The 25,984-nt window shown below is 40.6% G+C and carries 20 protein-coding genes and 5 pseudogenes; 22 read left to right on the top strand and 3 right to left on the bottom strand.

Annotated features, from left to right (window positions below; translation table 11 throughout):
* The first annotated feature begins 22 nt into the window (after positions 1 to 22).
* The 7 genes and pseudogenes from AEX56_RS03730 (at position 23) to AEX56_RS03700 (ending at position 8,805) form a co-directional block, all read left to right on the top strand.
* Positions 23 to 1,195 carry an AI-2E family transporter gene (locus AEX56_RS03730; protein ID WP_049617939.1) on the top strand — a complete coding sequence of 391 codons (1,173 nt, stop codon included), beginning with the start codon at positions 23 to 25 and terminating at the stop codon, positions 1,193 to 1,195.
* On the top strand, positions 1,185 to 2,414 hold the full coding sequence (locus AEX56_RS03725; RefSeq protein WP_049617938.1) for a tetratricopeptide repeat protein: 1,230 nt from the start codon (positions 1,185 to 1,187) through the stop codon (positions 2,412 to 2,414). The genes AEX56_RS03730 and AEX56_RS03725 overlap by 11 nt, the downstream gene beginning before the upstream one ends.
* Before the next feature lie 5 nt (positions 2,415 to 2,419).
* Positions 2,420 to 2,936, top strand: a pseudogene (locus AEX56_RS03720) (acetolactate decarboxylase).
* A 201-nt stretch (positions 2,937 to 3,137) separates the two neighbouring features.
* Entirely contained in the window at positions 3,138 to 5,360 is a 2,223-nt protein-coding gene (locus tag AEX56_RS03715; protein ID WP_053093914.1) for a 5'-nucleotidase C-terminal domain-containing protein, read from the top strand.
* A 199-nt stretch (positions 5,361 to 5,559) separates the two neighbouring features.
* Positions 5,560 to 6,498, top strand: a complete 939-nt coding sequence (locus AEX56_RS03710; RefSeq protein WP_330218254.1) for a magnesium transporter CorA family protein — start codon at positions 5,560 to 5,562, stop codon at positions 6,496 to 6,498.
* 198 nt (positions 6,499 to 6,696) lie between these two features.
* Positions 6,697 to 7,370 (top strand): annotated as a pseudogene (locus AEX56_RS03705) (ATP-binding cassette domain-containing protein).
* Positions 7,363 to 8,805: an ABC transporter permease/substrate-binding protein gene (locus AEX56_RS03700; RefSeq protein WP_443031008.1), complete on the top strand. Its 1,443-nt coding sequence runs from the start codon at positions 7,363 to 7,365 to the stop codon at positions 8,803 to 8,805. Before AEX56_RS03705 ends, AEX56_RS03700 begins: the two are co-directional and overlap by 8 nt.
* 146 nt (positions 8,806 to 8,951) lie before the next feature.
* On the opposite strand, the gene AEX56_RS03695 is transcribed toward AEX56_RS03700, so the two are convergent.
* The gene (locus AEX56_RS03695; RefSeq protein WP_049617937.1) at positions 8,952 to 9,455 is read right to left on the bottom strand and encodes a Gx transporter family protein; all 504 of its coding nucleotides are present in this window, start codon (positions 9,453 to 9,455) and stop codon (positions 8,952 to 8,954) included.
* A 206-nt stretch (positions 9,456 to 9,661) separates the two neighbouring features.
* Between AEX56_RS03695 and AEX56_RS03690 the strand changes: the two genes are divergently transcribed.
* The 6 genes and pseudogenes from AEX56_RS03690 (at position 9,662) to AEX56_RS03670 (ending at position 15,316) form a co-directional block, all read left to right on the top strand.
* Complete coding sequence (locus tag AEX56_RS03690; RefSeq protein WP_049617936.1) at positions 9,662 to 11,554, top strand: NAD(P)/FAD-dependent oxidoreductase; 1,893 nt, start codon at positions 9,662 to 9,664, stop codon at positions 11,552 to 11,554.
* A gap of 97 nt (positions 11,555 to 11,651) precedes the next feature.
* Positions 11,652 to 12,095 (top strand): polyprenyl synthetase family protein, encoded by a 444-nt coding sequence (locus AEX56_RS09225; RefSeq protein ID WP_269082015.1) that lies wholly within the window; start codon positions 11,652 to 11,654, stop codon positions 12,093 to 12,095.
* Positions 12,092 to 12,580: a polyprenyl synthetase family protein gene (locus AEX56_RS09220; RefSeq protein WP_269082014.1), complete on the top strand. Its 489-nt coding sequence runs from the start codon at positions 12,092 to 12,094 to the stop codon at positions 12,578 to 12,580. The genes AEX56_RS09225 and AEX56_RS09220 overlap by 4 nt, the downstream gene beginning before the upstream one ends.
* Before the next feature lie 154 nt (positions 12,581 to 12,734).
* Positions 12,735 to 13,256, top strand: a complete 522-nt coding sequence (locus tag AEX56_RS03680) for an FMN-binding protein (protein WP_049617935.1) — start codon at positions 12,735 to 12,737, stop codon at positions 13,254 to 13,256.
* A gap of 65 nt (positions 13,257 to 13,321) precedes the next feature.
* Positions 13,322 to 14,371 (top strand): FAD:protein FMN transferase, encoded by a 1,050-nt coding sequence (locus tag AEX56_RS03675; RefSeq protein WP_049617934.1) that lies wholly within the window; start codon positions 13,322 to 13,324, stop codon positions 14,369 to 14,371.
* Positions 14,361 to 15,316: pseudogene (locus AEX56_RS03670) on the top strand (1,4-dihydroxy-2-naphthoate polyprenyltransferase). Before AEX56_RS03675 ends, AEX56_RS03670 begins: the two are co-directional and overlap by 11 nt.
* 32 nt (positions 15,317 to 15,348) lie before the next feature.
* On the opposite strand, the gene AEX56_RS03665 reads toward AEX56_RS03670, so the two are convergent.
* Positions 15,349 to 15,777, bottom strand: coding sequence for a NusG domain II-containing protein (locus AEX56_RS03665; RefSeq protein ID WP_049617933.1), 429 nt, complete (start codon positions 15,775 to 15,777; stop codon positions 15,349 to 15,351).
* A 184-nt stretch (positions 15,778 to 15,961) separates the two neighbouring features.
* Between AEX56_RS03665 and AEX56_RS03660 the strand changes: the two are divergent.
* Both AEX56_RS03660 and AEX56_RS03655 read left to right on the top strand, forming a co-directional pair.
* Positions 15,962 to 17,081: pseudogene (locus AEX56_RS03660) on the top strand (FAD-dependent oxidoreductase).
* Between the two features lie 156 nt (positions 17,082 to 17,237).
* A pseudogene (locus tag AEX56_RS03655) lies at positions 17,238 to 18,548 on the top strand (FAD-containing oxidoreductase).
* On the opposite strand, the gene AEX56_RS03650 reads toward AEX56_RS03655, so the two are convergent.
* Complete coding sequence (locus AEX56_RS03650) at positions 18,492 to 19,607, bottom strand: NAD(P)/FAD-dependent oxidoreductase (protein ID WP_049617932.1); 1,116 nt, start codon at positions 19,605 to 19,607, stop codon at positions 18,492 to 18,494. The pseudogene AEX56_RS03655 and the gene AEX56_RS03650 sit on opposite strands and share 57 nt — an antisense overlap.
* An 89-nt stretch (positions 19,608 to 19,696) precedes the next feature.
* Here AEX56_RS03650 and AEX56_RS03645 point away from each other — a divergent pair, with 89 nt between their 5' ends.
* The 7 genes from AEX56_RS03645 (at position 19,697) to AEX56_RS08200 (ending at position 25,850) form a co-directional block, all read left to right on the top strand.
* Complete coding sequence (locus tag AEX56_RS03645) at positions 19,697 to 20,314, top strand: GDSL-type esterase/lipase family protein (protein WP_049617931.1); 618 nt, start codon at positions 19,697 to 19,699, stop codon at positions 20,312 to 20,314.
* A 68-nt stretch (positions 20,315 to 20,382) separates the two neighbouring features.
* Entirely contained in the window at positions 20,383 to 20,925 is a 543-nt protein-coding gene (gene lepB, locus AEX56_RS03640; protein WP_049617930.1) for a signal peptidase I, read from the top strand.
* A gap of 164 nt (positions 20,926 to 21,089) precedes the next feature.
* Positions 21,090 to 22,904: a glutamine--fructose-6-phosphate transaminase (isomerizing) gene (glmS, locus tag AEX56_RS03635; protein ID WP_049617929.1), complete on the top strand. Its 1,815-nt coding sequence runs from the start codon at positions 21,090 to 21,092 to the stop codon at positions 22,902 to 22,904.
* A gap of 124 nt (positions 22,905 to 23,028) precedes the next feature.
* Positions 23,029 to 23,589, top strand: a complete 561-nt coding sequence (locus tag AEX56_RS03630; protein WP_049617928.1) for an NADPH-dependent FMN reductase — start codon at positions 23,029 to 23,031, stop codon at positions 23,587 to 23,589.
* Positions 23,590 to 23,649: 60 nt separating this feature from the next.
* Complete coding sequence (gene uvrC / locus AEX56_RS03625) at positions 23,650 to 25,437, top strand: excinuclease ABC subunit UvrC (protein ID WP_049617927.1); 1,788 nt, start codon at positions 23,650 to 23,652, stop codon at positions 25,435 to 25,437.
* Positions 25,427 to 25,645, top strand: coding sequence for a hypothetical protein (locus AEX56_RS03620; protein WP_049617926.1), 219 nt, complete (start codon positions 25,427 to 25,429; stop codon positions 25,643 to 25,645). The genes uvrC and AEX56_RS03620 overlap by 11 nt, the downstream gene beginning before the upstream one ends.
* 79 nt (positions 25,646 to 25,724) lie before the next feature.
* Positions 25,725 to 25,850, top strand: coding sequence for a DUF4044 domain-containing protein (locus tag AEX56_RS08200; RefSeq protein ID WP_049617925.1), 126 nt, complete (start codon positions 25,725 to 25,727; stop codon positions 25,848 to 25,850).
* The last annotated feature ends 134 nt before the right edge of the window (positions 25,851 to 25,984 follow it).

The raw sequence follows: 25,984 nt of genomic DNA, 5'->3' as shown, positions 1-25,984 counted from the left end.
AAACAATAGATAGAGGATTGTCATGGAAGAAAAACGTAAAAAATTCTATTCTTCTTGGTTCTTTCAGTGGTTTGTCAACAATCAAGTTGTCACTTTTTTTCTGATTTTATTGCTGATTTTATTAACTATTTTCGTCTTTACCAAGATTAGTTTCGTCTTTAGACCGATTGGTGATTTTTTATCTATCATCATGTTGCCAATGATTATGACAGGATTGCTGTATTATTTGCTCAATCCGATTGTGGATTGTTTAGAAAAATATAAGGTCTCCCGTACAGTAGGGATCTCGATCTTGTTCGTCTTAATCGCTTTACTTTTGGTTTGGGGCTTGGCAGTTGCAATTCCTAATATTCAAGAACGCATAAAGAATTTCTCGCATAATGTTCCGGATTATATTCAGGAACTCGAGGGGCGTGTAACGAATCTTTTGCAAGATGATCAGTTCGCCCAATTCCGCCCGACAGTTATCGAAGTTATGAATAACCTCAATGATCAGATTCTTTCTTTTGCGCAACGTCTATCGTCCAATGCTGTAGATTGGGCTAGCAACCTCATTTCAACTGCTTCGCAAATTGTTGTGGCGATTCTGATTATGCCCTTTATTCTCTTTTATTTACTACGCGATGGGAAGCAACTGAATGGTCACATCACGCAATATTTGCCAGTTAAATGGCGCTTGTCTATCAGTACAGTTTTGACAAATGTCAATGCGCAGTTGTCCAATTATGTTCGTGGGCAGGTGACTGTGGCTATCATTGTAGCAGTGATGTTTTCGGTACTTTTTCTGATTATTGGCTTACCTTATCCAATTACCCTTGGAATTGTCGCTGGATTTTTGAACCTGATTCCTTACGTAGGTTCATTCTTAGCCATGATTCCAGCCATTATTCTAGGAATTATAGCTGGTCCTTTTATACTGGTTAAGGTTTTGATTGCCTTTGCGATCGAGCAGACCATTGAGGGACGTTTTGTGACACCGCTAATTATCGGAAGCTCACTCAGCATTCACCCCATTACTATTCTCTTTGTACTTCTTACGGCAGGGCAAATGTATGGTGTTTTGGGTGTGCTCTTGGGGATTCCAATTTATGCCTCCATCAAGGTTGTCTTGCAGGCTATTTTCCAATGGTACAAAATTTATAGTGGCTTATATATTGAAGAAATTGTAGTAGAAGAGGAAATGAATGAACAATAGTGAAAAAATGCTGGTTTCTCTTGACCAGCAGGATTTGGCCCGAGCTAATAAATATTTTAAGAAAGCTTTGGTTCAGGACGATGCAGAAGTTATCCTAGAATTAGCGAATTATTTGGAAACTATTGGTTTCTATCCTCAGGCTAAGGAAGCTTATTTGCAGTTGCGAGAAGAGTTCCCAGAAGTGCTCTTGAATTTAGCGCAGATTGCCAACGAGGACGGGGATACAGAAGAAGCCTTTAGTTATCTGGAAGAGATTCAACAGTCCAGCCCCTTTTATCTGGAGTCTCTGGTGGTTAAGGCAGACCTTTACCAGTCAGAGGGATTGACGGATGTGGCGCGTGAGAAGTTGCTAGAAGCAGAAAATTTATCTGATGAGCCCATTATTTCCTTTGGTTTAGCGGAATTAGAAATGGAATTAGGTCTTTTCAAAGAAGCCATCCACCATTATGCTTTGTTGGATAACCGAGATATCTTGGAGCAGACAGGAGTTTCGACTTATCAACGTATTGGTATTGCCTATGCCAGCTTAGGCAAGTTTGAAGCAGCGATTGAATTCTTGGAAAAAGCGGTTGAACTAGAATATGATGACCAGACCGTCTATGAACTTGCGACTATTTTATATGACCAAGAAGAATACCAAAAAGCTAATTTATGCTATAAACAGCTGGACACCATCAATTCTGATTTTGAGGGATATGAATATGCCTACGCTCAGTCTCTCCACGCTGAACACAATATCAAGGGCGCGCTAGCTATACTTCAAAAAGGTTTAGCTAAAAATGAATTTGACAATCAGCTCCTGCTCTTAGCTTCTCAGTATGCCTATGAAGCACATGAAGAAAAAGTGGCGGAAGAATATTTGTTAAAGGCAAAAGAGCAAGCAGAAGATCTCAATGAAATCATCCTGCGCTTGACAAATCTTTATTTAGAGCAGGAACGCTTCGAGGAAGTGGTAGCACTAGACCAAGAGGATTTGGACAACGTCTTGGCGCGCTGGAATATCGCCAAGGCTTACATGGCTTTAGAAGATGATGGTAGAGCGCTTGAAGCTTTCGAGAGTCTTTCAGAGGAGTTAGGTCAAAATCCAGAATTTTTGGCAGACTATATTGCTATCTTACGTATTCATGGTCGTGTGAATGAGGCCAAAGAATATGCTCATCGCTATCTTCATTTAGTGCCAGATGATGTGGTTATGCAGGAATTTTACAATCAAGAATAGAAACTATGGAAGTGAATAAATTATTTCAATACAATACCTCGGGAGCTCTGATGGCAGGACTTTACAGTGGGACTTTGATAATCGGTGAATTACGGATCAGGAATTGCAAGAGCGTATTGAGTCTTATTATGATGGAGGAAATCTTTTTCGTTCTCTTAAAATAAAGGGGAATTTTTTCCATATGCATGTGCGAATGATTCCTAAAACGACCGGAGAAAAAAGTTTGTAGAAGTAGCTAGTCATCAGCCAGAATACCGCGCAGAAAATATTTCAGGGACTATTGTCGGTATTTGGACGCCAGAAATTTTCCATGGTATCAGTGTGGCGGGCTACCATTTGCATTTTATTTCGGATGATTTGAGCTTTGGTGGGCATGTTATGGACTATAGCATCACAGAAGGAATAATTGAAATAGGGGCGGTTGATCAGTTGGATCAACGTTTTCCCATCCAAGATCGCAAATACCTTTTTGCTAAATTTAAGGCTGAGGAAATTCGCGAGGACATTGAACAGTCAGAATGATAATGACAAGAATGTAGAATGCTAAAAAACGAACGTTTTATATTGCGTAAACGTTGTTTTTTGAAAATATACAAGATAAATGAAAACAAGATCTCTTGTTTTCGTTTTTGTTTTATAAAAATCGAACATTCCTCAAATAAGGTGTTCACAAAACATGAGTTGTGGTGTATAATGAGGGTATCAGAATATACGGAGGATATTATGGGAAAGAAACCTATTTTATTGTTTTCTAGCTTGATTTTAACAGCTGCTTTGAGTAATCAACTAGTCGCTCAAGCTGTGAGCGATGCCGCTGTAACAGAACCCACTGTAGAGGCAGTGGCAGAAGGACCCGTTGAAACCAGTACAAGTAGTTCTGCTATTTCTACGGATTCGACCGACTCTACAAAAACAGTTACAAGTTCTCAAACAGAAACTGTCCCGTTAACGACTGTGGCATCTTCTAAAGATGAAACACCAGTAGCAGAATCAGCACCTGTTGTTGAGACAATCCCTGCTGTAGAGACAGTACCTGTTACAGAAGCAGCTCCCGCTATGACTAGTGGAGCAGTTACTATACTTCATACCAACGATATTCATGGTCGGATTGAAGAAGGCAAGGGTGTTATCGGCATGGCGAAATTGGCAACTATTGTCAACCGATATCGTGCTGGTGGGACAACATTACTCTTGGACTCAGGAGATGCATTTCAAGGGATGCCGATTTCAAATAGCACCAAGGGTGCGGATATGGCTGAAATCATGAACCAGATTGGCTATGATGCTATGGCCGTTGGGAATCATGAGTTTGACTTTAGTTTAGAACAAGCACTGAAGTATAAAGAAACATTGAAATTTCCACTGTTGAGTGCTAATACCTATGTGAACGGCGCTCGTCTTTTCCAAGCATCCACTATCATTGATAAAAATCCTGCTGTTCAAGGGGATGAATTTGTTGTTATCGGTGTGACAACTCCTGAAACTGCTGCAAAAACTCACCCAAATAATATTAAGGGTGTCACCTTTGAGGATCCTATCTCTGAAGTCAATAAAGTGATTGATGAAATTGAAAGCAAAGCAAAAGCAGAAGGTAAAACCTACAATAAATATGTCGTCTTGGGGCACTTGGGTGTAGATGCAACGACTCCAACAACCTGGCAAGGAACCGCTTTGGCGCAAGCTTTATCAACTAATGCAGCACTGAAAGATAAAACAGTCGTTGTGTTGGATGGTCATTCTCATACTGCTCTAACTGCTACGTATGGCAATGTGACTTATAACCAGACAGGCAGCTACCTCAATAATATTGGTAAAGTCACACTGGAAAGTGACAAGGTTTTGAAAGCGGGTCTCATCACGGCCGCAGAGACTGCAAATACAGTAGCAGATCCAACTATCGCTGCTAAAATAGCTGCCATTAAAGCTAAATATGAAGCTGAAAATGCCACTGTCGTGATTGATAACAACCCTGTTGAATTGAACGGCGAACGCTCTAATGTACGTGTTCAAGAAACCAATTTGGGAAATATTGTTGCCGATGCTCTTCTTGATTACGGTCAAACAGGTTTTGCCAATAAAACTAACTTGGCAGTGACCAATGGTGGTGGTTTACGTGCGACGATTGCTAAAGATAAACCAGTGACTAAAGGGGATATTATCGCAGTCTTGCCATTTGGTAATATTATTTCTCAAATTACTGTGACCGGCCAGCAAATCCAAGACATGTTCAAGACGTCCTTAAGTGCTGTTCAGCAAAAAGATGCAACAACTGGTCAACCAATTATCGGTCGTCAGGGCTTGCCGCTTTTAGAGGCAAATGGTGCTTTCTTGCAAATAGCTGGTGCTAAAGTATACTATGATACCAATCTTGAACCAGAAAAACGTATCTTGGGTATTCAAATTTTTAATCCAGAAACAGGTGCCTATGAAGCGCTTGACTTAGCGAAAACTTATTATTTAGCAACCAATGATTTCTTGGCTGCTGGCGGTGATGGTTATACTATGCTTGGTGGTGCGCGTGAAGAAGGTCCATCTATGGATGTCGTCTTTGCAGATTACTTGAAGGAAAATAGCGCAGCGTTGAGCAATTATAGTGAAATCAACCCTAACAGTCGGAGCATCGTTATTGACTCAACCAAAGATACAGATGGTGATGGGGTCTTGGATTTCCAAGAACTGCTTAATGGAACCGATCCAGAAAAGGCAGAACTTCAAGCTCAGCCAACTCCAGATGGGCAAGGAAACAATTCAGGCGGTGAAAACCAAGATCAAGATGGTGTAGTCGGCGTTAGCGATATGGGTGGAAAAGTTGGTTCGGTTGGTCAACGTAAGGTTCTTCCAAAAACAGCTGTAAGCTCATCTCCAATGACTTTCTTAGCAGGTATTTTCATGATGTTTGCTACCCTCATTGTAGGATTTTCAAAGAAAACTTCAGAAGAAGATTAATTTAAAATAATAAAAAGAGCGTGGGACAAAAATCGGTAGACCATCCTAAAATGATAATATCGATTTTTTCCTACTCACAAAGTGAAACAAGGCTAGATTTTTGTTCTAGCCTTTTTTAGTTTACTTTTATAGCTTGATAAGCTATTCAGAGTCTAAATGCAATGGAAATTCCTGAAATAATCTATCGTCATGAAAAAATATAAGAGTCTCTAGAATAGCTCCTATCAAAGCGAACGATGATGAAAACGAGCGAGCGCATATGGAGTACGATTGGGATAACCAATCTTTGACCATTATCTATAATGTCCTTAATCGAACGAAAGATGAGAACCACCACGAGACAATTCCTGTCAAGAATAAAGAGATTTTCAGCATTTACAATGAAAATAATGCCTACATCATTGATTTGATGGACCGCTATCTGATTAAAAATCCTCAGATTTCCGTCTATAAGTTTCTCTTTGTCAGTTTATCTATTATTTCAGAGACTTATTTTCCATATATAGAAGAAATGGACAAGAGTAAGGATCAAATTAATCGCCAGCTTCGCAAGCGGACGACAAAGAAATATTTGCTAGCGCTGTCGGATATTGAGACAGGAATGGTTTACTTAGTATATGCTGCTAATCAAAATGTAGTCTTGTTGGAGCAATTAAAAGCACAGGCTTCTTGTAAGCGGCTGGATGGAATTGAGAAGGAGCAGCTGGAAGACTCTATTATTGAGGCGCGCCAGCTATACAGTATGACCCAAATCAATGCTCAGGTTTTGCAACAGCTGTCGTCAACTTATAATAATATTTTGAACAACAACCTGAATGATAATATGACTACTCTGACCATTATTTCCATTGTTTTAGCAGTTATCGCCGTTATCACAGGTTTCTTTGGAATGAATGTTCCACTGCCTTTGGCTGATGAGGAACATGCATGGATCTATATTATCATTTCCAGTGTTGTTCTCTGGTTGATCATTGTAGCTATTTTGCGTTATATTGTTTCAAAAAAATCATCACAAACCTCGGCTACTCGAGGTTTTTGTTTTCTTTATCCTGTCCCTGACTTTTATGGATGGTTTATACTGACATTCAGAAATAGGATGAGTGTTCATTTTAGAGTCACTCCCATCCCAAATAATTGACAAAGGCAGTCAATGATGATAGGCTATAACAAGTTCGATGTAAGAAGAAAATATAGGATTAAAGGGGATTTAAAGGCTCGAATTGCTCTTTCGAGCGCTCCGTTGTTCGCCAAATAGTTGGCATAGGAACAGAGTGCGTATAAGATGAAAGTATCCAATATGAGAGCTATCTAGAGCGAATGTAAAATAGGAGAAATAATGATACAGTTTAAAGAAGTCTCAAAGACTTATAAAGATTTGGAAATTTTAAAATCGGTCAATTTACATATCAAAACTGGAGAATTTATGGTCTTAGTTGGTCCTAGTGGCTCAGGGAAAACGACCATGCTTAAAATGGTTAATCGTCTGATTGAACCTTCAAGTGGAGAGATTTACGTAGATAATCGTCCCGTTCATGAGCTTAATCTTCGGGATTTGCGTCTTGAAATTGGCTATGTGTTGCAGCAAATTGCTCTTTTTCCAAATCAGAGCGGTTAGCTAAAACTAAAGAATTGCTTAATCGGGTCGGATTGCCAGCCGAGGACTATCTGCACCGTTATCCACGTCAATTGTCTGGGGGTGAGCAGCAGCGCGTCGGCATTCTGCGTGCGATTATCGCGGAGCCTAAAATTCTTTTAATGGACGAACCATTTAGTGCCTTAGATGCGATTTCTCGTAAACAATTGCAAGAAATAACCTCGGAATTACATCGTGAGTTTGGGGTGACGACCATTTTCGTGACCCATGATACTGATGAGGCGCTGACCTTGGCAGATCGAATTGCTGTTTTGCATGAGGGAGATATTGTCCAGTGTGCTGAACCAGAGATTATTTTACAGCAGCCGACCAATCAGTTTGTGGCAGATTTGTTTGGAGGTGCTAGTCATGGCTGATTTCTTATCCATCTTTCACATGCGGTTGGGTGAGTGGGCGACAGCTTTGTTGGAGCATCTCCAACTCTCACTTTTGACCCTTTTGATTGCAATTTTCCTAGCCATTCCGATTGCAATTTTGCTCAGTCCTTTTAAGAAAATAGCAGAGCTCTTTTTGCAGATTGCTGGCGTCTTTCAGACCATTCCATCCTTGGCGCTTTTGGGACTCTTGATTCCTCTCATGGGAATTGGGACTTGGCCAGCTTTGACGGCCTTGATCATCTATGCTCTTTTTCCTATTTTGCAAAATACCCTGACGGGGCTTGCCGAAATTGACCCCAATTTGGTAGAAGCAGGAACGGCCTTCGGGATGACCAAATGGGAACGTCTCAAAAAATTCGAAATTCCTTTAGCTATGCCTGTTATCATGTCGGGAATCCGAACGTCCGCAGTCATGGTCATCGGAACAGCGACTCTAGCAGCTCTCATTGGAGCTGGCGGTCTAGGAACCTTCATCTTGTTAGGGATTGATCGTAATAATGCCAGTCTTATTTTAATCGGAGCTATTTCATCTGCGATTCTAGCTGTTCTCTTTAACTTTGTTCTTAAGTTGCTAGAAAAAGCTCGACCGCGGACGATTCTTATTAGTCTATTGGTTATGATTTTAGGCTTATTTGGCTCGTACGCACCAGTGATTTTTCCTAAAATGCAATCAAAGGAAACGATAGTGATTGCTGGGAAGTTGGGACCTGAGCCGGAAATTCTGATTCATATGTATGAGCTCTTGATTGAAGACGGAACTGACTTGAAGGTAACGGTAAAACCGAACTTTGGGAAGACAAGTTTCCTTTATGAAGCCCTTAAATCTGGGGATATTGATATTTATCCAGAATTTACGGGAACGGTAACCTCCAGTCTCTTGACCAACTCACCCAAAGTTTCAAATGACCCGAGAGAGGTTTTTGAAGTAGCACGTGATGGCATTGCTCAGCAAGATAATTTGGTATTGCTCGAACCCATGTTTTATCAAAATACCTACGCAGTTGCAGTTCCAAAAGATTTAGCAGATCAATATCAGTTAACCACTATATCGGATTTAAAAGCAGTCGAAAATGACTTCAAGGCTGGTTTTACTTTGGAGTTCAATGACCGTGAGGATGGCAACAAGGGATTGCAGAGTTTGTATGGATTGAAGTTGCAAGTATCCACCTTAGAGCCTGCTTTACGTTATCAAGCTATTCAAGCAGGGAATATCCAGATTACGGATGCCTATTCAACAGATGCGGAAATTGTTAAATACGACTTGAAAGTCTTAGAAGATGACAAAGAGCTCTTTCCACCCTATCAGGGAGCTCCGCTATTGCGCCAAGAGCTTCTAAAAAAATATCCTGAGTTGGAGAACGTTTTAGGGAAGCTAGCAGAAAGAGTGCCGAACAAGTTGCGCGTGCTTATCTAACGGATCAAGGTTTGCTCAAATAGAAGAAGACTATTACAGGTGTAATAAGACATCTAGTGCCGAGATCTGGCGAAAGTGAAAGTTTTTTCATGCGGTAATGGATTAAGTTTTTGACCCATATCATAGTTTGATGGAACAAAAATTTCTCAAAGTACTTGGATTTTTTTAAGTAAGTAATTTCCGGTTACACCGACTAAGAATCCGGATAAAATGCCGCTAAAAGCTAAAATTGGTAGGTAGTTGAGGACCATCCAAGATTGGGCAATGAAAGCAAAAACAAGGAGCTGACCCATATTGTGCATAATACCACCTAGTGTGGAAATCCCAATGATACTAACTCGCTTGGATCCCAGTAGCTTCATAGTCGTCATGACAAGGTAGCTGAAAACGGTCCCCGATAGGCTATATAAAAAAGTTGAAAATGTTCCGCTCAAAAATGTAGAAACAAAGAGGCGGAGGCCGATGACTTTCATATTATCACGAGGTGGCAGGGTAAAGATGGCGATGATAGTGACGAGGTTTCCAAGACCTAGTTTTGCCCCAGGAGCAAAGGTAAATGGAGAAGGGATAGCACGTTCCATCACAGAAATCACAATCGCTTGGGCTGCCAACATGGTGATAAATGTCATCTTCTGGTAATGCTTACTCATGAGAATCCTTTATCGGTAAAATCAATATTCTACTATTTTATCACAAAAAGATTAAATTTAAAAAATTATCACTAAATAAAAATTTATTTTTCAAAAATAGACTTGATAATTTTGTCACAATGATTTATACTAATAAATAGTGATATAAATAATATCGGATCGCAGACTGGTAAAATAATCTCGATCCAACAAAAAGGAGAAACGTCGTGACAAAAGACATCGTGGTTGTCGGTGCTGGATATGCTGGTATTTCGGCAGCACAGACATTGGCAAAAAAATTCAAGAAAGATCAAGATATTAACATTACTTTGATCGATAAGAATTCTTTCCATACCTACATGACAGAATTGCATGAAGTTGCAGGAGGACGCGTTGAATCAAACGCGATCAAGTATGACCTCCAACGCATCTTCAAAAAATATCCAAAAGTAAAATTGGTGACTGATAAAGTTGTCAGCATTGATTATGATAAAAAAGAAGTCGTTGCTGAGCACCAAACGCTTTCGTTTGATTACCTTCTTTTAGCTATGGGCGGCGAGGCAAATGACTTTGGTACGCCAGGTGTCAAAGAGAATGGATTTACACTTTGGTCTATCAAAGCAGCAGAACGCTTGCACGATCACATCCTAGAATCTTGCCAAAAAGCTATGGATGAGCATGATACTGCAAAACGTCGTGCCCTCTTGACGTTCACTGTTATCGGTGCTGGATTTACCGGTATCGAAATGATTGGTGAATTGGTTGATTGGATTCCTGTTCTTGCGAAAGAATTTAAATTAGACGAAGATGAATTCTCACTCAAAGTGGTTGAGGCTATGCCAACCATCCTCAACATGGTCACAGAAAAAGAACAAATCAAAACACGTAAATACCTTGAGAAAAAAGGTGTTGAATTGATTCTCAGTGACGGCGTGACAAGCGTTGACAAAGATGCTTTGAACTTGTCATCAGGGCGTGTTATTCCAACTTATACCTCTATCTGGATAGCTGGTGTCAAAGCTAACACAGATGCGGCCGATTTTGAAATTGAACAGGCGCGTGCGGGTCGTTTGGTGGCTAATGAGTACATGGAAGCTAAAGGCAAGGAAAATGTCTACGTTGCTGGCGACTTGGTGTATTACGAAGATCCAAATAAAGGTGGACGCCCAACGCCACAAATCGTACAAGCAGCTGAGCAAACAGGCCACACTGCTGCCCACAACATCATCGCAGCTATCACAGGTGGCGAAAAGCATGCTTTCAAAGGTAAATACGATGGCTTCATGGTGTCAATTGGTTCAAAATATACAGTTGCATATGTCTATGATAAATTCCATGTATCTGGCTTTGTCGCGAGTGCCATGAAACACTTCAGTAACTTGCTTTACTTCTTCGGAATCCGTAGCTTCTACAATATTGGTGCTTACCTTCGTCATGAATTCTTTGATATTAAACACAAACGCAATATGTTTGGCGGTATGACATCAAGTAAAGGAAATAACCTTTGGATGGTCGTACTTCGTGTTTACTTTGGTTCAATGTGGCTCTTTGAAGGAATTAAAAAAGCCTTTGGTCTCTTTGGTACCGATTCATGGCTAGGTGACAAGGTTGTCTTCCCATTCCCATGGTTGCAAGCAGCTGAAGCAACATCTGGCGCTTCTGAAGCAGCTAGTGAAACAGCTGGCGCAGCAGAAGGAGCAGCACAAGCAGCTCATCAAGTATTTAGTTTGAATTACACTTATGGTGAAGAGCCAATGCAAGTATTGAAAGAGATGCCAGATTGGTTTGCCTCTATCATGAAGTTTATGATGTCAAACCAAGAAGTTGCCCTCTTCATGCAAAAAATGATGACCTTCATGGAAATCGCCATCGGTCTTGCTTTGATTGCTGGGCTCTTCGTATGGCTAGTTAGTGCATTGACAGTTGCTCTTGTAGCGATGTTTAGCTTGTCTGGTATGTTCTTCTGGGTTAACATGTGGTTTGTTCCAGCTGCAATCGCTTTGATGAGTGGTGCAGGTCGTGCTTTTGGTTTGGATTATTGGGTAATGCCATGGGTCGGTAAGAAACTAGACCGCTGGATATACGGTAAACCAAGACATATCTATGGATTGAAAAAATAGGCATTTCTTGCTATGCTAAATAAAATGAAAAGTTAGCATTATCCATGATGAACCGATCATTGGTAATGCTAACTTTTTTGAAATAAAGGGGAAAATCGTGGTTCATCCTATTTGGAATGATCGACCTGCGGTGGAGCAGGGATTGAAAAGTGTAAAAGAGATTATTAAAAATGAACTGGGAAGCACTCATCCTCAGGTCAAGGACAAGATTTTAACCTATTTGAATGCTTCAGGAAAATACGTTCGAGCTGGTCTCACTTTAATGGTAGGGCAAGCAGTGGATGGTCAGGTCAAAGAAGCTAAACTTTATTTTGCGGCTTCGATTGAAGTCTTGCATTTGGCTACTCTCATTCACGATGATGTGCTTGACGAAGCAGATACTCGGCGAGGGATTGTCGCCATGCATAAGACCTATTCCAATCGTATTGCCATTTATGCAGGTGACTATTTGTTAGCCTACTCTACACGGCTGTTGAAGAAGGGAATTGAGCTTCTCGGAGTTCGTGAGGAGGAAAAAAATCTCGTTCGGATATGCGGATGAAGGACTACCTTAAGCAAATCAAGGGAAAGACAGCTTTTCTATTTGCTTTTGCTTGCCAATTGGGGGCGTGGACTGTTCCAGCAAACCGTCCTCAAATGCGCGCTGCTTTTAATGCAGGTCAAGCGATTGGTATGGCTTTTCAACTGTCTGATGATCTCTTGGATTATCAGGTCAAAAAAGTCGATATGGGTAAACCGCAGTTGCAGGATATACAAAATGGCATCTATACAGCTCCGCTATTATTTGCCATGGAGGAAAATAAGGGAATCCGTGAGTTGATTTCTCGTCATGAAGAGAAGGATTGGCAACATGAAGAATTGGTCCAGTTGGAGGAGTGGATTGCAGAGAGTTCAGGGTATGCTAGAACGGAGCATTTGATTGCTGCTTATTTAGCCAAGAGTCAGATTTTCCTGAGCAAAATTCCTGCTACTGAAAGCCTATCTTTGAATGTTTTTCTTGAAAAAGTAATGGGACGAAGATTTTAAAAAAGATAAAAAATGATGGAGTGAAGTTCTCCTTTTACTGACAAAAATATCACTAAACAAAGTGAAAAAAGTAACATTTTTATAGACAAAACTATGAGTTAGTGATATAATAAATCTATCAGCGGAAAACGCTTTAAAAAAGGAGAAATTTCACATGAAATTGAAAAAAGTTTTTGCAGGTCTTGTATTGTTTGGTGCTACACTTACTTTGGTAGCTTGTGGTAGCAACTCTTCTACAAAAGAAAGTTCATCAGAAGCTTCTAGCTCAAAAGTAGCGGAAAGTTCATCTTCAGAAGCAATGGCAACTGAATTGAAAGATGGTAAATATATGGGTGAATCTGACTACGATGAACGTGGTTGGAAAGTAGTTGATACAATCGAAGTTAAAGACGGCAAAATTGTATCTTCAGACTTTGGTTATGAAAACAAAGACGGCAAACGTAAAGCTGATGATGAAGAATACAACACAAACATGAAAGCTAAATCAGGTGTTTCTTCTAAAGAAGCTACTGACAAATTGAATGCTCAATTGATTGAAACACAAGATGTTGATTCAGTGGAAGTTGTATCAGGTGCAAGTCACACTTCAGCAAACTTTACAATTGCTACAAAAGCTCTTCTTGAAGCAGCTGCAGCTGGAAACACTGAAAAAGTTATGTTTGATTTAGGTGAATAATCTCCGAATCAATGATACAATAAAAGGAGTGGGACATCCCAGTCCTTTTTTATTGAGAGGTTTTTATGAAGAAAATTTTAACGTTGATAACGATGATGCTGGCGCTTTTATTTCTCGCAGCTTGCCAGTCCCAGTCTAAAGGAATAACCTTGCCGGTAGTAAAAGATCCGCTGACGCGGACAGAATCTTTGCTCCACACGGTAGTCCAACTAAGCATTTATCATGAGAATCAAGAAGAAACCATGGATGGAGCTATCGCTTTGATTAAAGAGTTAGAAATGCTCTTGGCACCGACCGGGGAGGATTCTGATGTCTATAAAATCAACCAAGCTGCAGGAAAAGAAGCGGTCAAGGTCGATCCAAGAACCTTTGAACTGATTAAGGCGGCACAGGAACGTGCTAAGTCGAGTGATGGTCGCTTTGACATTTCAATTGGTATCGTCAATCAACTTTGGAAAATAGGATCAGAAGATGCACGCGTGCCTGCACCAAGTGAAATTGAGACCGCTCTGCCATTTGTGGACTATAAAAAAATCCAACTTGATGAAAAGAATCAAACGGTTTATGTCGAAACAGGCATGGCTTTAGAGCTTGGAGCTATTTCAAAAGGTTATATTGCGGATCAGGTCAAGGCTTTTCTTGCTTCAAAAGGCGTGACAACCGCCATTATCAACTTGGGTGGGAATGTGGTTGTTATGGGAACTTCTCCAAATAACGAAAATGGGTGGAAAGTAGGGGTACAGGGCCCTGATGAGACACGCGGTGCAACAGTGGGCTCTGTGTATCAAACCAATCGCTCTATCGTGACATCTGGTATTTACGAGCGCTTTTTAGAAGTCGATGGCAAAATTTATCATCACATCTTGAATCCTCAGACAGGTTATCCTGTTGAAAATGATATTTCAGGCGTGACCGTCTTTACGGATACCTCAACTGAAGGAGATGGTTTGTCAACGGCACTCTTTACCTATGGTATTGAGGAAGGTTTAAAGTATGTCAATAGCCAAGATGGCATAGAAGCTGTTTTCATTGATAAGGAACATGGAGTTCATCTCAGTGATGGACTCAAGGATTCATTTGAACTAAGTAACAAGGAGTATCATCTTGCGGACTAATGGATTAACGTTACCAGTTTTCTTAGAATTTGTTGAGTTAAAAACCAAGGTCGCTAGTTTTTCCCCTATGGTAATTGGTTTTTTGTGGTCAGCTTATGCTTATGGTCAACTCAATTGGCTGAATACAATTGTCTTTGTCATTGCGGTGCTCTGCTTTGACATGTGTACGACCGCCATCAACAATACAATGGATTATAAAAAAGCAGTGGATGTGGCCTATAAAGAAGAGGAAAATGTCATCGGTAAGAATGGTTTAGATTATCAACATGTGCTGATGATTATCTTTACCTTATTTGGGATTGCAACTGCCTTTTCACTTATTCTCGTTTGGCTGACAGATTTAATGCTTTTGCCAATTGGTGTCCTTTGTTTTTTGATTGGAATTTTTTACACTTTTGGACCCAAGCCTCTGTCACGTTTGCCGCTTGGTGAAATTTTCTCTGGCGTCACCATGGGGTTTGGGATTTTCTTCTTGGCAGTCTATATTCAAGATCCAAGTGATTTTCTAGTTTCCTATTGGGGTTCATTTGGAATCGGCAATATAGATTTTTTCTGGTTGGAGACTTTGAAGATTTTCTTCATGAGTTTGCCGCTCGTCTCTTTGATTGCGAATATTATGCTGGCTAATAATCTCTGCGACTATGAGCAAGATGTGCGCAATCATCGCTTTACCTTGGTGCATTACATTGGAAAAAAAGTGGTCTAAAACTTTATTTGATTCTCAGTATTATGCCATGGATGTTATGGATAATCTACTGCTTGACAGGTTTCTTACCTATTTGGGCACTGATCGGTCTCTTAGCCTTTGTCCCATTTTCTAAAAATCTTCACCATTTCTTGCAAAAGCAAATCAAACGCGAAACCTTTATCAATTCCATCAAGAATTTTGTCCTTTTCTCAGGCCTTTATCTCTTGGTGCTGGTCATCGCCGTTTTTATTGGTTAAAAAAATCGACTTGAAATTCCAAGTCGATTTTCTTATATCGGTAAAATGAGTTCATCATCAGGACCATCATCGTCATTCCCTCGTTCCTGAATTTCGATGATCAATTGATGAGGAAGGCAGACAAGAATTTGTCCTTTTTTGCTAATCCAGCCTGTATTAACTGCAATTTGGTCGGGACTGTTATCCTCTCTAACGCGGATAGCTCCATCCTTTATTTGGACAATATTATATTGTCCCTCATTAGGGTAATAGGTAACCTCTTGATTTTTAGAATGTTGGGGATCGAGTGACCATTTATCGACAATTTCTCCATTGATTTTGACGACAGCAACCAATTGACTACCAGATGGAGTCTGGTTGGCGGTAAAAGCCGTCACAACAGCAGGAGTAAAGGACAAAAGTACAGCTAAACCGATGAGAATGTAGTCGAAAGGCCGAAACTGTTTTAAAATTTCTTTCATGATATTCACTTTCTAACTTATCCTTCTATTCTATCATAAATATTCTTTGATGCAGAGAATTTTCTGGGTTAATTTCAGGTGAAAAAATTATGTGAATTCGTGAGCATATCCTTTGTCAACGTTCTCACGATACTATATAATGGAGAATGTAAAAAAATATTTTTTTGAAAGTGAGATTTTACATATGGCTAAAATCGTTGTTGTTGGTACGAACCACGCTGGTACAGCAAGTATCAAAACTATGTTGTCGAACTACGGTTCAGAAAACGAGATCGTAACATTTGACCAAAACTCAAACATCTCATTCTTGGGATGTGGTATGGCACTTTGGATTGGTGAGCAAATTGATGGTCCAGAAGGTCTCTTCTACTCTGATAAAGAACAATTGGAAAAACAGCTCTTGTTGACGGTAAAGAACATGTTGAATCATACGATAAATTGGTTCTTGCAACTGGTTCACAACCAATCGTTCCTCCAATCAAAGGTGTGGAATTGAAAGAAGGTTCACGTGAATTTGAAGCAACTCTTGAAAACCTTCAATTCGTTAAATTGTACCAAAACTCTGCAGATGTTATTGAACGCCTTGAAAAACCAGGTATCGAGCGTGTAGCAGTTGTCGGTGGTGGTTACATCGGTGTAGAACTTGCTGAAGCTTTCCAACGTAAAGGTAAAGAAGTTGTTCTTGTAGATATCGCTGACACTGTTATGGGTGCATACTATGACCGCGATTTCACTGCAATGATGAACAAAAACCTTGAAGATAACGGCGTAAAATTGGCTCTTGGTCAAGCAGTTCAAGCTATTGAAGGTGACGGTAAAGTGGAACGTCTTGTGACTGACAAAGAAACATTTGACGTTGATATGGTTATGATGTGTGTTGGCTTCCGCTACGATAACGCACGTGATGACGTAAGCTACATCGCTCTTGCATCAAATGCTGTTCGTACTGGTATTGTTGCTGCACACAACGCTTGTGGTCATGAATTGGAAGGTGTTGGTGTTCAAGGTTCAAACGGTATTTCAATCTTTGGCCTGAACATGGTTTCAACTGGTTTGACAGAAGAACGTGCTAACCAAGCTGGTTACAATGCTGCAGTTGCATCATTCAACGACCTTCAAAACGCCGTGTCCTTGGTTGCCAAATGGTATCACGTGAAGACATGTCAATGGGTATCCACATGTTCTCACTTGCAATCATGAAACACGTGAAAATCGAAGAACTTTCACTCATGGATATCTTCTTCTTGCCACACTTCAACAAACCTTACAACTACATCACAATGGCAGCACTTTCTGCTGAGTAATTGTGACTTAGGACCTTCGGGTCCTTTTTTCTTTTTGGTCAATAGTAGGGCGGTTGTAGATAAGGCGTAGCAAAATTGAGACAAAATATCCCAAGTTTGCTAGACTGGAATTATTATAAAGAAACGCGAGGGAATGCCATGAAAACTTAAGATTTAATTGTTATCGGATTTGGTAAGGCCGGAAAGACCTTAGCTGGGAAAATGTCTAGCCTTGGCAAAAAGGTTGCTTTGATTGAAAAAGATTCAACCATGTATGGTGGAACTTGTATCAATATTGGCTGCATCCCGACTAAAACACTCATTCATGCAGCTGAGGAAAACTTGACCTTCGCCCAAGCTATGGAATTAAAAGAAACGGTTGTCACTCGACTTCGTGGGAAAAACAAAGCTGCGCTAGAAGGCGCAGGAGTGGACCTTTACTAAGCGACAGCACGCTTTTTAGACAATAAGATCCTTGAAATTTCTGGTGGTAACGAAGTTGAACAATTGACAGCTGAAACCATTGTCATCAATACAGGTGCGGTGTCAAATGTCCTTCCAATTCCAGGATTATTGGAATCTGAACATGTAGTAGATAGCACGGGCATTCAGCGTTTAGAAGAACAACCAAAACGCCTAGGTATCATCGGCGGTGGTAATATCGGCCTTGAATTTGCCAGCCTCTATGGTCGCTTGGGCAGTCAAGTGACTGTTTTTGAAGCAGGTTCAGCTATCTTGGCTCGCTATGAGAAAGTTGCTGCAGATTTGGCTCAAGAGTATTTGGAAGAAGATGGCGTGGCATTTGTAGTGGATGCCAAAGTAGAAAAAGTTGCTAACAAAGGGCAAGAAGTTGTCCTAACGGTCAATGGACAAGAACACACATTTGATGTCGTCATGTATGCTTTAGGTCGTAAACCTGCTACGGAAGGACTCGGCTTAGAAAATACGGATATGGAGTTGATAGAGCGCTGTGCGGTCAAAGTAGATGATTACTGTGAATCGACAGTCCCAGGTATCTACGCTGTTGGTGATGTGAATGGTGGCCTGCAATTTACTTACACCTCCCTAGATGATTTCCGTATTGTCCTTGGTAGATTGACTGGAAATGGAGAATATAACCTATCTAAACGTTCAAACGTGCTAAACACTCTCTTTATTGAGCCTGCTCTATCACAAGTGGGGATGACGGAAAAAGCAGCACAAGAAGCAGGACTCCCATACCAAGCGAATGAATTGCGAGTAGCCAATATGCCGCGTGCCCATGTGAATAATGATCTTCGTGGTATTTACAAGGTTATCGTCCATACTGAAACCAAGGAAATCCTCGGAGCAACTCTTTTTGCACGAGGTTCACAGGAGCTGATTAACCTTATCAAGATGGCTATGGTCTCAATGATGTCTTCAATTTTTAAGAGAAAGAAAACTGACCCTCTAGAGGTCAGTTTTTTCAATATAGGAATTTGGGCTATAAGGGCTAGCATCAAATGAGATTGGTTTTTGAAGAATAGCTTGCGCTAATTGCCAGCCGATGAAGGGACCAGATGTCAAACCTGATGATCCAAGTCCGCTGGCTACTTGCACATTGGGCTGATCTATCAATGGTCCGAAAAATGGTGAATAATCAGATGTGTAAGCGCGTGTTCCGATTCGAGTTGCAGAGATATCGTAGTCTTTGAGGGCTGGAATAAATTCCTCGGCAGTGGCTTTCATGTGGGAAATTTTCTCTTCATCTAAGGTTAAATCATAGCCCATATCATCTTCATGTGTGGCACCGATTACTAATTTTCCATTTTCAAATGGTAGAATATCAATTTCGCCATGTAACATACATCCTGGCCAATCATCAGTTGCAAAATGAGTTTGAATTTCCAGCAATTGCCCTTTTTGTGGTCGGACATCGACGTGGTAACCTAGTGGTTCTAGCAAGTCAGGTAACCATGTTCCGACAGTCAAAATGAGCTTGTCACAGCTTAAGATTCGGCCTTGAACTTTTACCTGACAAGAGGAAGCGAGCTGTGCCTTACCATAAAGAATCTCTCCTCCGTTTTGGATGAAGGCACTTTGCAATTGATCCAGCAAAAGTCCACCATCTACTCGTCCTCCACCACTGGCTAAAATAGCACCTTGATCCGTTTCTAATTGGGGAATAACTTGCGCAAGTTCTTGAGATTGGTAAAGCTCTAAATCACCAATCATTGGTGCATCGACCAAACGTTTATGGGCAATTTTTTCTAGCTTTTTTAGTAGTTTTTCTTGATTTTTGAAAACTAGAGTCCCAGTTTGCTTGTAGGGAGCAGGTTTAAAGCTAGATTTCTCTAAGTCCGCCATTAATGTTGGGTAAAAAGCTGCGCCTTGCGAGGTGAGCCGATACCATTCTTTGTTGCGTCGTTGGGATAGCCAAGGGCAGATGATACCAGCAGCTGCGCGTGTTGCGCTACCTGTGCCCTCATCAATCAGAGTGACCTTTACAGTCGGTTCTTTTGAGAGGTAGAAGGCCGCTGTTGAGCCAACAATGCCTCCTCCAATAATGATGATTTCTTGTTTCATGACATTATTATAGCATAAAACAAGCTAGTTTCTTTCTTGGCGCCAACATGTTACAATGTTGTTAGAAGGATAGTATCAAGGAGTATGAAGTGGCTGAAAATCTATATCCAGAAGTTTTAGTAAAAGGAAGCGGTGCGATAAAGGTAGCGACGGTTGGTGACAGCTTAACTTACGGCTATGGCTTAAATGACCGAAACATCGAAGCCTACCCATCTATTTTAGCAGATAAATTAGGTTCACGCTATCAGGTCCATAATTTCGGCCTGAGTGGACGTTCCCTACAAACTACTTCAGATTTTCCCTACTTCGAGGAAGATAATGCGAAGTTATCTCTGCTGAGTGAACCAGATATGGTTGTTGTCATGATTGGTAGCAATGATAGCCGGGGCCCATATTGGAACAAGGAACGCTTTACAGTAGAGTACCGTCAAATGGTCGAGCGCTACCAGTCGTTAGTCAGTCAGCCAGATGTCTTTGTGGTCGTTCCACCATTTGTACCAACCAGTCGCTTCGGTCTTAATAATGCCATCATAAAAGAAGAATTGCAGGTTATTATTCCACAAATTGCTGAAGAAGTTGGGGCTCATTCCATCAATCTGTACCCTTTGACAGAGGGACATTTGGAGTATTATAGCGACGGCTTACACTTGAATTACTCAGGGAACCAGATTATCGCAGAGGAGATTTTTTCACAACTCATAAAATGAAAGGTCTACTTTTCTGCGAAAATATGCTATACTAGTTAGTAGATTTATGATGAATATTGAGGGAGTTTATGGTAAAAAGGGATTTAATTAGGCAAATTGTTTTTACAATTTTATTGGTTGTTGGTATCATCGGATTAAGAATCTGGTTTTTTGAACCTGTGACGATTAACGAGCAAATGGCCAATGATTATTTTGAAAAAGATCAACTGATCTTGGCGATTAAAAATGACAATCTGACTTATGGTGATTTTGTACTTTACGAAGAGGAGGGGCAGCGATATGTGGGACGTATCATTGCTCTTGAAGGTGATAAGGTAACCTACATGGACGATGTCCTCTACCGGAATGATCTGATTGTGGAAGAAGCTTATCTGGACCGTCCGCGACATCAAGAATATTTTACAGAAGATTTAACAATCTCAACCATTACAAAAGGAAAGAGCGATGTTGTCACTCCACACGCCTATCTTGTTCTTAACGATGTTCGGACAGACAAGCGAGATAGTCGAGAATTTGGACTCATTACGCAGGATCAAATCATTGGACGTATGGCATTTCGTGTCACACCTCTGAAAAAATTTGGATTTATTGAAATAGGGCTAGCCAAGTAAGCTGGTTCTTTTTATTGAATTTTTAGGACTATACCAATTTTGTGTTTGACATCTTATCTATCTTTTTATATACTGTTAATGCTTGGTTTTAGTTGTCGTTAAAGGGCTATACCAATTTATAAAATGTTAGAAAGAATATCAGCTTTGGCTGATGGAGAAAATATATGTGTGGAATTGTCGGAGTTGTCGGGAATGCAAATGCAACAGATATCTTAATTCAGGGGTTGGAAAAGTTAGAATACCGTGGTTATGATTCAGCAGGTATTTTTGTGACAGGTGCTGGTAATGGGCGCTTGGTCAAATCAGTTGGTCGTATTGCAGACTTGGCTGCTAAAGTTGGTGAGCATACAGAGGATATGGCAGGTATCGGACACACACGCTGGGCAACTCATGGCAAACCAACAGAGGACAATGCCCATCCTCATACCTCGCAGTCAGGTCGTTTTGTTTTGGTACACAATGGTGTGATTGAAAACTACTTGGAAATTAAAGAAACTTACTTAGCGGGTCATACCCTCAAGGGTCAAACAGATACAGAAATTGCTGTGCACCTCATTGGTTCATTCGTTGAAGAAGGAGGATTGTCAGTTCTTGAAGCCTTTAAAAAAGCTCTTCATATTATCCAAGGATCATACGCTTTTGCTTTGATTGATTCTCAAGATGCAGATACTATCTATGTCGCTAAAAATAAATCACCACTTTTGATTGGTTTGGGTCAAGGCTATAACATGGTCTGCTCAGACGCCATGGCCATGATTCGTGAAACTAGCGAATACATGGAAATCCATGATAAAGAATTGGTTATTGTCAAAAAAGATAGCGTTCAAGTCATGGCCTATGATGGCAATCCAATCGAACGTGCAAGCTACACAGCTGAATTGGACTTGTCAGATATTGGTAAAGGAACTTATCCATTCTATATGCTCAAAGAAATTGATGAGCAACCAACTGTTATGCGTAAATTGATTTCAACTTATGCAGATGAAAATGGACAAATGACGATTGATCCAGCTATCATCAAGGCTGTTCAAGATGCGGATCGTATCTACATCCTCGCAGCAGGTACTTCTTACAACGCTGGTTTTGCTTCTAAAAATATGTTGGAAACTCTTACGGATACACCAGTAGAATTAGGTGTGGCTTCAGAATGGGGCCACCACATGCCACTCTTGAGCAAGAAACCATTGTTTGTTCTTTTGACTCAATCTGGTGAAACAGCTGATAGCCGTCAAGTATTGGTAAAAGCTAATGAAATGGGTATTCCAAGTTTGACCATCACAAACGTGCCAGGTTCAACTCTTTCTCGTGAAGCAACGCATACTATGTTGCTCCATGCAGGTCCTGAAATCGCGGTAGCCTCAACCAAAGCTTATACAGCACAAATTGCTGCTCTTGCTTTCTTGGCAAAAGCAGTCGGTGAAGCTAACGGAAAAGCAGAAGCAAAAGAATTTGATTTAGTGCATGAATTGTCCATCGTGGCACAGTCCATCGAAGCAATTTTGTCAGAAAAAGATGTCATCGCTGAAAAAGTGGAAGCTCTCTTGTCCACAACACGCAACGCTTTCTACATCGGTCGTGGTACAGACTATTATGTGACCATGGAAGCAGCGCTCAAGCTCAAAGAGATTTCTTACATTCAGACAGAAGGCTTCGCGGCCGGTGAGTTGAAACACGGTACGATTTCCTTGATTGAAGATGGAACGCCGGTTATTGCCTTAATTTCTTCTAATGAGCAAACAGCTGCACATACACGTGGTAATGTGGCGGAAGTAGTCTCTCGTGGTGCAAACGTCTTGACAATTGTCGAAGAAGATATGGCGCGTGAAGGTGACGATATTGTCCTCAATCAAGTTCACCCATTCTTGGCCCTTATTTCAATGGTCATTCCGACTCAATTGATTGCCTACTACGCATCCCTTCAACGTGGTCTCGATGTAGATAAACCACGTAATTTGGCAAAAGCCGTTACAGTTGAATAAGATAAGAAGATTTGGATTTTCCAAATCTTTTTTTAATTTTTTCGTGCAAAATTCTTGACATCTATTTCAAAAAGACATATCATTAACTAGTGATAAAAATAAATGAATTTCAAGGAGAAACCTCATGGTTAAAAAAATTGGTCTTATTCTTGGAAGTCTTCGTCAAGATTCAAATTCTCAAAAAATTGCAGATTCTTTGAAAGAGTTGTTTCCAGCAGATGTTGAATTAACTCAAATCGAGATTAGTGATTTACCTCTTTACAACCCTGATTACGACGAAGAAGGCGGTCAGTTACCAGAAAGCTATACGCGTTACCGCAATCAAGTGAAGGAACAAGATGGCTTGATTTTCATCGTTGCTGAATACAATCGTGGTTTGACTGCTGCCTTGAAGAACGCCGTTGACGTTGCTTCTCGTCCGCTAGGAGACGGTGCAATGGGTGGTAAACCTGCCTTGATCGCTTCTCATTCTACAGGAAATGTATCTGGTTTTGGTGTTAACCATCAACTCCGCCAAAGCTTGGTGTTCTTGGATATTCCAGTATTGGCAAAACCAGAATCTTACTTGGCGCAAGCTCATACTTTGTTTGGTGAAGATAATAAACTCAACAATGAAGGTACAAAAAACTTCTTGCAAACTGTTGTAAATACTTACTTGACATTCGCAAATCGTTTTGTGGACTAAGAATATCGCTCTATATACTAAGAACTAGGTTTTCTAGTTCTTTTTTGTTACAATATTCATATGAATGAAATCATCAAACACAAGTTGGAGTTATTGCCAGATAGTCCTGGCTGCTACCTCCATAAAAATAAATACGGAAAGATTATCTATGTTGGGAAGGCCAAGAATCTGAAAAATCGGGTACGGTCTTATTTTCGTGGGAGTCATGATACCAAGACAGAAGCATTGGTATCGGAAATTGCAGATTTTGAGTTCATCGTGACCGAATCCAACATCGAAGCTCTGCTATTGGAAATCAATCTGATCCAAGAAAACAAGCCCCGATATAACATCATGCTTAAGGATGACAAATCTTATCCTTTCATCAAGATTACGAATGAGCGTCATCCACGTCTGATCATCACGCGACAAATCCGAAAGGATGGCGGTCAATATTTTGGTCCCTATCCCGATGTCAATGCAGCTAATCAGACCTTGAAATTGCTGGATCGCCTCTATCCATTTCGCAAGTGTAAAATGCCAGAAAATAAATTTTGTCTTTATTATCATCTTGGACAATGTTTGGCGCATGGCGACAATATGCCTAGTCGTGAAGACTACGCTAAAATGGCGACAGAAGTCAGCCAATTTTTGACAGGACATGACGATAAAATCGTTCATCAGTTGCAAGAGAAAATGAAAGCGGCGGCGGGAGCGATGGAATTTGAAAAGGCAGCTGAATACCGTGACCTCATCCAATCCATTGCTACTCTACGCACCAAACAACGAGTGATGGCACAGGATATGCAGAATCGCGATGTCTTTGGTTATTACGTGGATAAAGAATGGATGTGTGTTCAGGTCTTCTTTGTCCGTCAGGGCAAGCTGATTGAGCGGAATGTCAATCTTTTTCCATACTATAGCGATGCGGATCAGGATTTTTTGACCTATATCGGGCAATTTTACCAAGATCAGCAACACTTGATTCCTAATGAAATCTTTATCCCACAGGATATTGACGAAGAAGCGGTACGGGCCTTGGTGGATACCAAAGTGGTCAAGCCCCAGCGTGGTGAGAAGAAGCAGTTGGTCAATTTGGCTATCAAAAATGCCCGTGTCAGTTTGGAGCAGAAATTTAATTTACTAGAGAAAAATCTGGAAAAAACACAAGGAGCCGTTGAAAACATCGGTAATCTTCTCGGTATCCCGACCCCTATTCGTATCGAGGCTTTTGATAATTCCAATATTCAAGGGACCAGTCCAGTCTCTGCCATGGTCGTTTTTGAAAATGGCGTGGCTAACAAGAAGGAATATCGAAAGTATAAAATTAAAACCGTTCAAGGACCAGATGACTACGCCTCTATGCGTGAAGTCTTGCGCCGCAGATACAGCCGTGTAGAACGGTATGGATTGACTCCGCCTGATTTGATTATCATTGATGGTGGTCAGGGACAAGTCAATATTGCTAAAAATGTCATTGAAAATGAACTGGGCATGTCGCTTCCTATTGCTGGTTTGCAGAAAAATGATAAACACCAAACACATGAATTGCTCTATGGGAATCCTCTGCAAGTAGTCCCCTTAGAGCGAAATTCTCAAGAATTCTTTCTCTTGCAACGCATCCAAGATGAAGTGCACCGCTTTGCTATTACCTTTCATCGCCAACTTCGCAGTAAAAATTCTCTCAGCTCTAAGCTAGATGGTATTGATGGTCTAGGTCCAAAGCGCAAACAAACTCTTCTCAAATATTTCAAGTCTATCAATAAGATTCAGGCGGCATCTGTGCAAGAAATCGCGGAAGCTGGCGTGCCTTACAAGGTAGCAGAAGCGGTTAAGGTGAGGTTAGGAGAGGAGGAGCATGTCAACTGAATTTATTGTGATTGGGATGACCTTTCTGACCTTATATATTGTCTTGGTTTTAGTAAGCTTTCCCTTCTCACAAACGAGTTTTAGGGAACATCTATTTTCAGCAAAAGCAGGGATTCGTCTCAATCCTAAAAATCGCTTAGGGTGGTTAGTGTATCTTCTACTATTGTTGGTTGCCGTTGGGCTCATTTTCAATTTATTTCTAGCATGATGGAGCTAGCTGGTCATTGAAATAATCCAATATTCATGGTAGAATAGAGAATAATCTTTAGAGTGGAATGGAGAAGCTTGTGGCTTTTGGAGAAGAAAAACACAAAAAATCAACCTTTGAAAAAGTGGTATGGATTGTTGTCATCACCATGGTGATTGTCACAGTCGCTGGTCTTTTGTTGCCAGCAATCAGTGCTTTGATCTAGATTGATGTAAAAAGACGCTGAAAGGCGTTTTTTTTAAGATATTGACGCTAATAAAGAAGAAGTGAAGAAAGGAATAGGACGTCCTTCGAGTTTAAAAGTAAAATTGAACTCGGACTAAAAACGTCGGGAAAAAG

It is taken from the genome of Streptococcus sp. X13SY08 (assembly GCF_001182825.2).
GTDB lineage: Bacteria > Bacillota > Bacilli > Lactobacillales > Streptococcaceae > Streptococcus.
Note: the sequence above shows the minus strand (reverse complement) of the source record. Positions and strands in the feature narration are given on the sequence as shown.

Excerpts from the sequence above, each read along its gene's own strand:
- AEX56_RS03730 (WP_049617939.1), top strand. The coding sequence starts at position 23 with ATGGAAGAAAAACGTAAAAAATTCTATTCTTCTTGGTTCTTTCAGTGG.
- AEX56_RS03725 (WP_049617938.1), top strand. The coding sequence starts at position 1,185 with ATGAACAATAGTGAAAAAATGCTGGTTTCTCTTGACCAGCAGGATTTG.
- AEX56_RS03715 (WP_053093914.1), top strand. The coding sequence starts at position 3,138 with ATGGGAAAGAAACCTATTTTATTGTTTTCTAGCTTGATTTTAACAGCT.
- AEX56_RS03700 (WP_443031008.1), top strand. The coding sequence starts at position 7,363 with ATGGCTGATTTCTTATCCATCTTTCACATGCGGTTGGGTGAGTGGGCG.
- AEX56_RS03695 (WP_049617937.1), bottom strand. The coding sequence starts at position 9,455 with ATGAGTAAGCATTACCAGAAGATGACATTTATCACCATGTTGGCAGCC.
- AEX56_RS09220 (WP_269082014.1), top strand. The coding sequence starts at position 12,092 with ATGAAGGACTACCTTAAGCAAATCAAGGGAAAGACAGCTTTTCTATTT.
- AEX56_RS03680 (WP_049617935.1), top strand. The coding sequence starts at position 12,735 with ATGAAATTGAAAAAAGTTTTTGCAGGTCTTGTATTGTTTGGTGCTACA.
- AEX56_RS03675 (WP_049617934.1), top strand. The coding sequence starts at position 13,322 with ATGAAGAAAATTTTAACGTTGATAACGATGATGCTGGCGCTTTTATTT.
- AEX56_RS03665 (WP_049617933.1), bottom strand. The coding sequence starts at position 15,777 with ATGAAAGAAATTTTAAAACAGTTTCGGCCTTTCGACTACATTCTCATC.
- AEX56_RS03650 (WP_049617932.1), bottom strand. The coding sequence starts at position 19,607 with ATGAAACAAGAAATCATCATTATTGGAGGAGGCATTGTTGGCTCAACA.
- lepB (WP_049617930.1), top strand. The coding sequence starts at position 20,383 with ATGGTAAAAAGGGATTTAATTAGGCAAATTGTTTTTACAATTTTATTG.
- glmS (WP_049617929.1), top strand. The coding sequence starts at position 21,090 with ATGTGTGGAATTGTCGGAGTTGTCGGGAATGCAAATGCAACAGATATC.
- AEX56_RS03630 (WP_049617928.1), top strand. The coding sequence starts at position 23,029 with ATGGTTAAAAAAATTGGTCTTATTCTTGGAAGTCTTCGTCAAGATTCA.
- uvrC (WP_049617927.1), top strand. The coding sequence starts at position 23,650 with ATGAATGAAATCATCAAACACAAGTTGGAGTTATTGCCAGATAGTCCT.
- AEX56_RS03620 (WP_049617926.1), top strand. The coding sequence starts at position 25,427 with ATGTCAACTGAATTTATTGTGATTGGGATGACCTTTCTGACCTTATAT.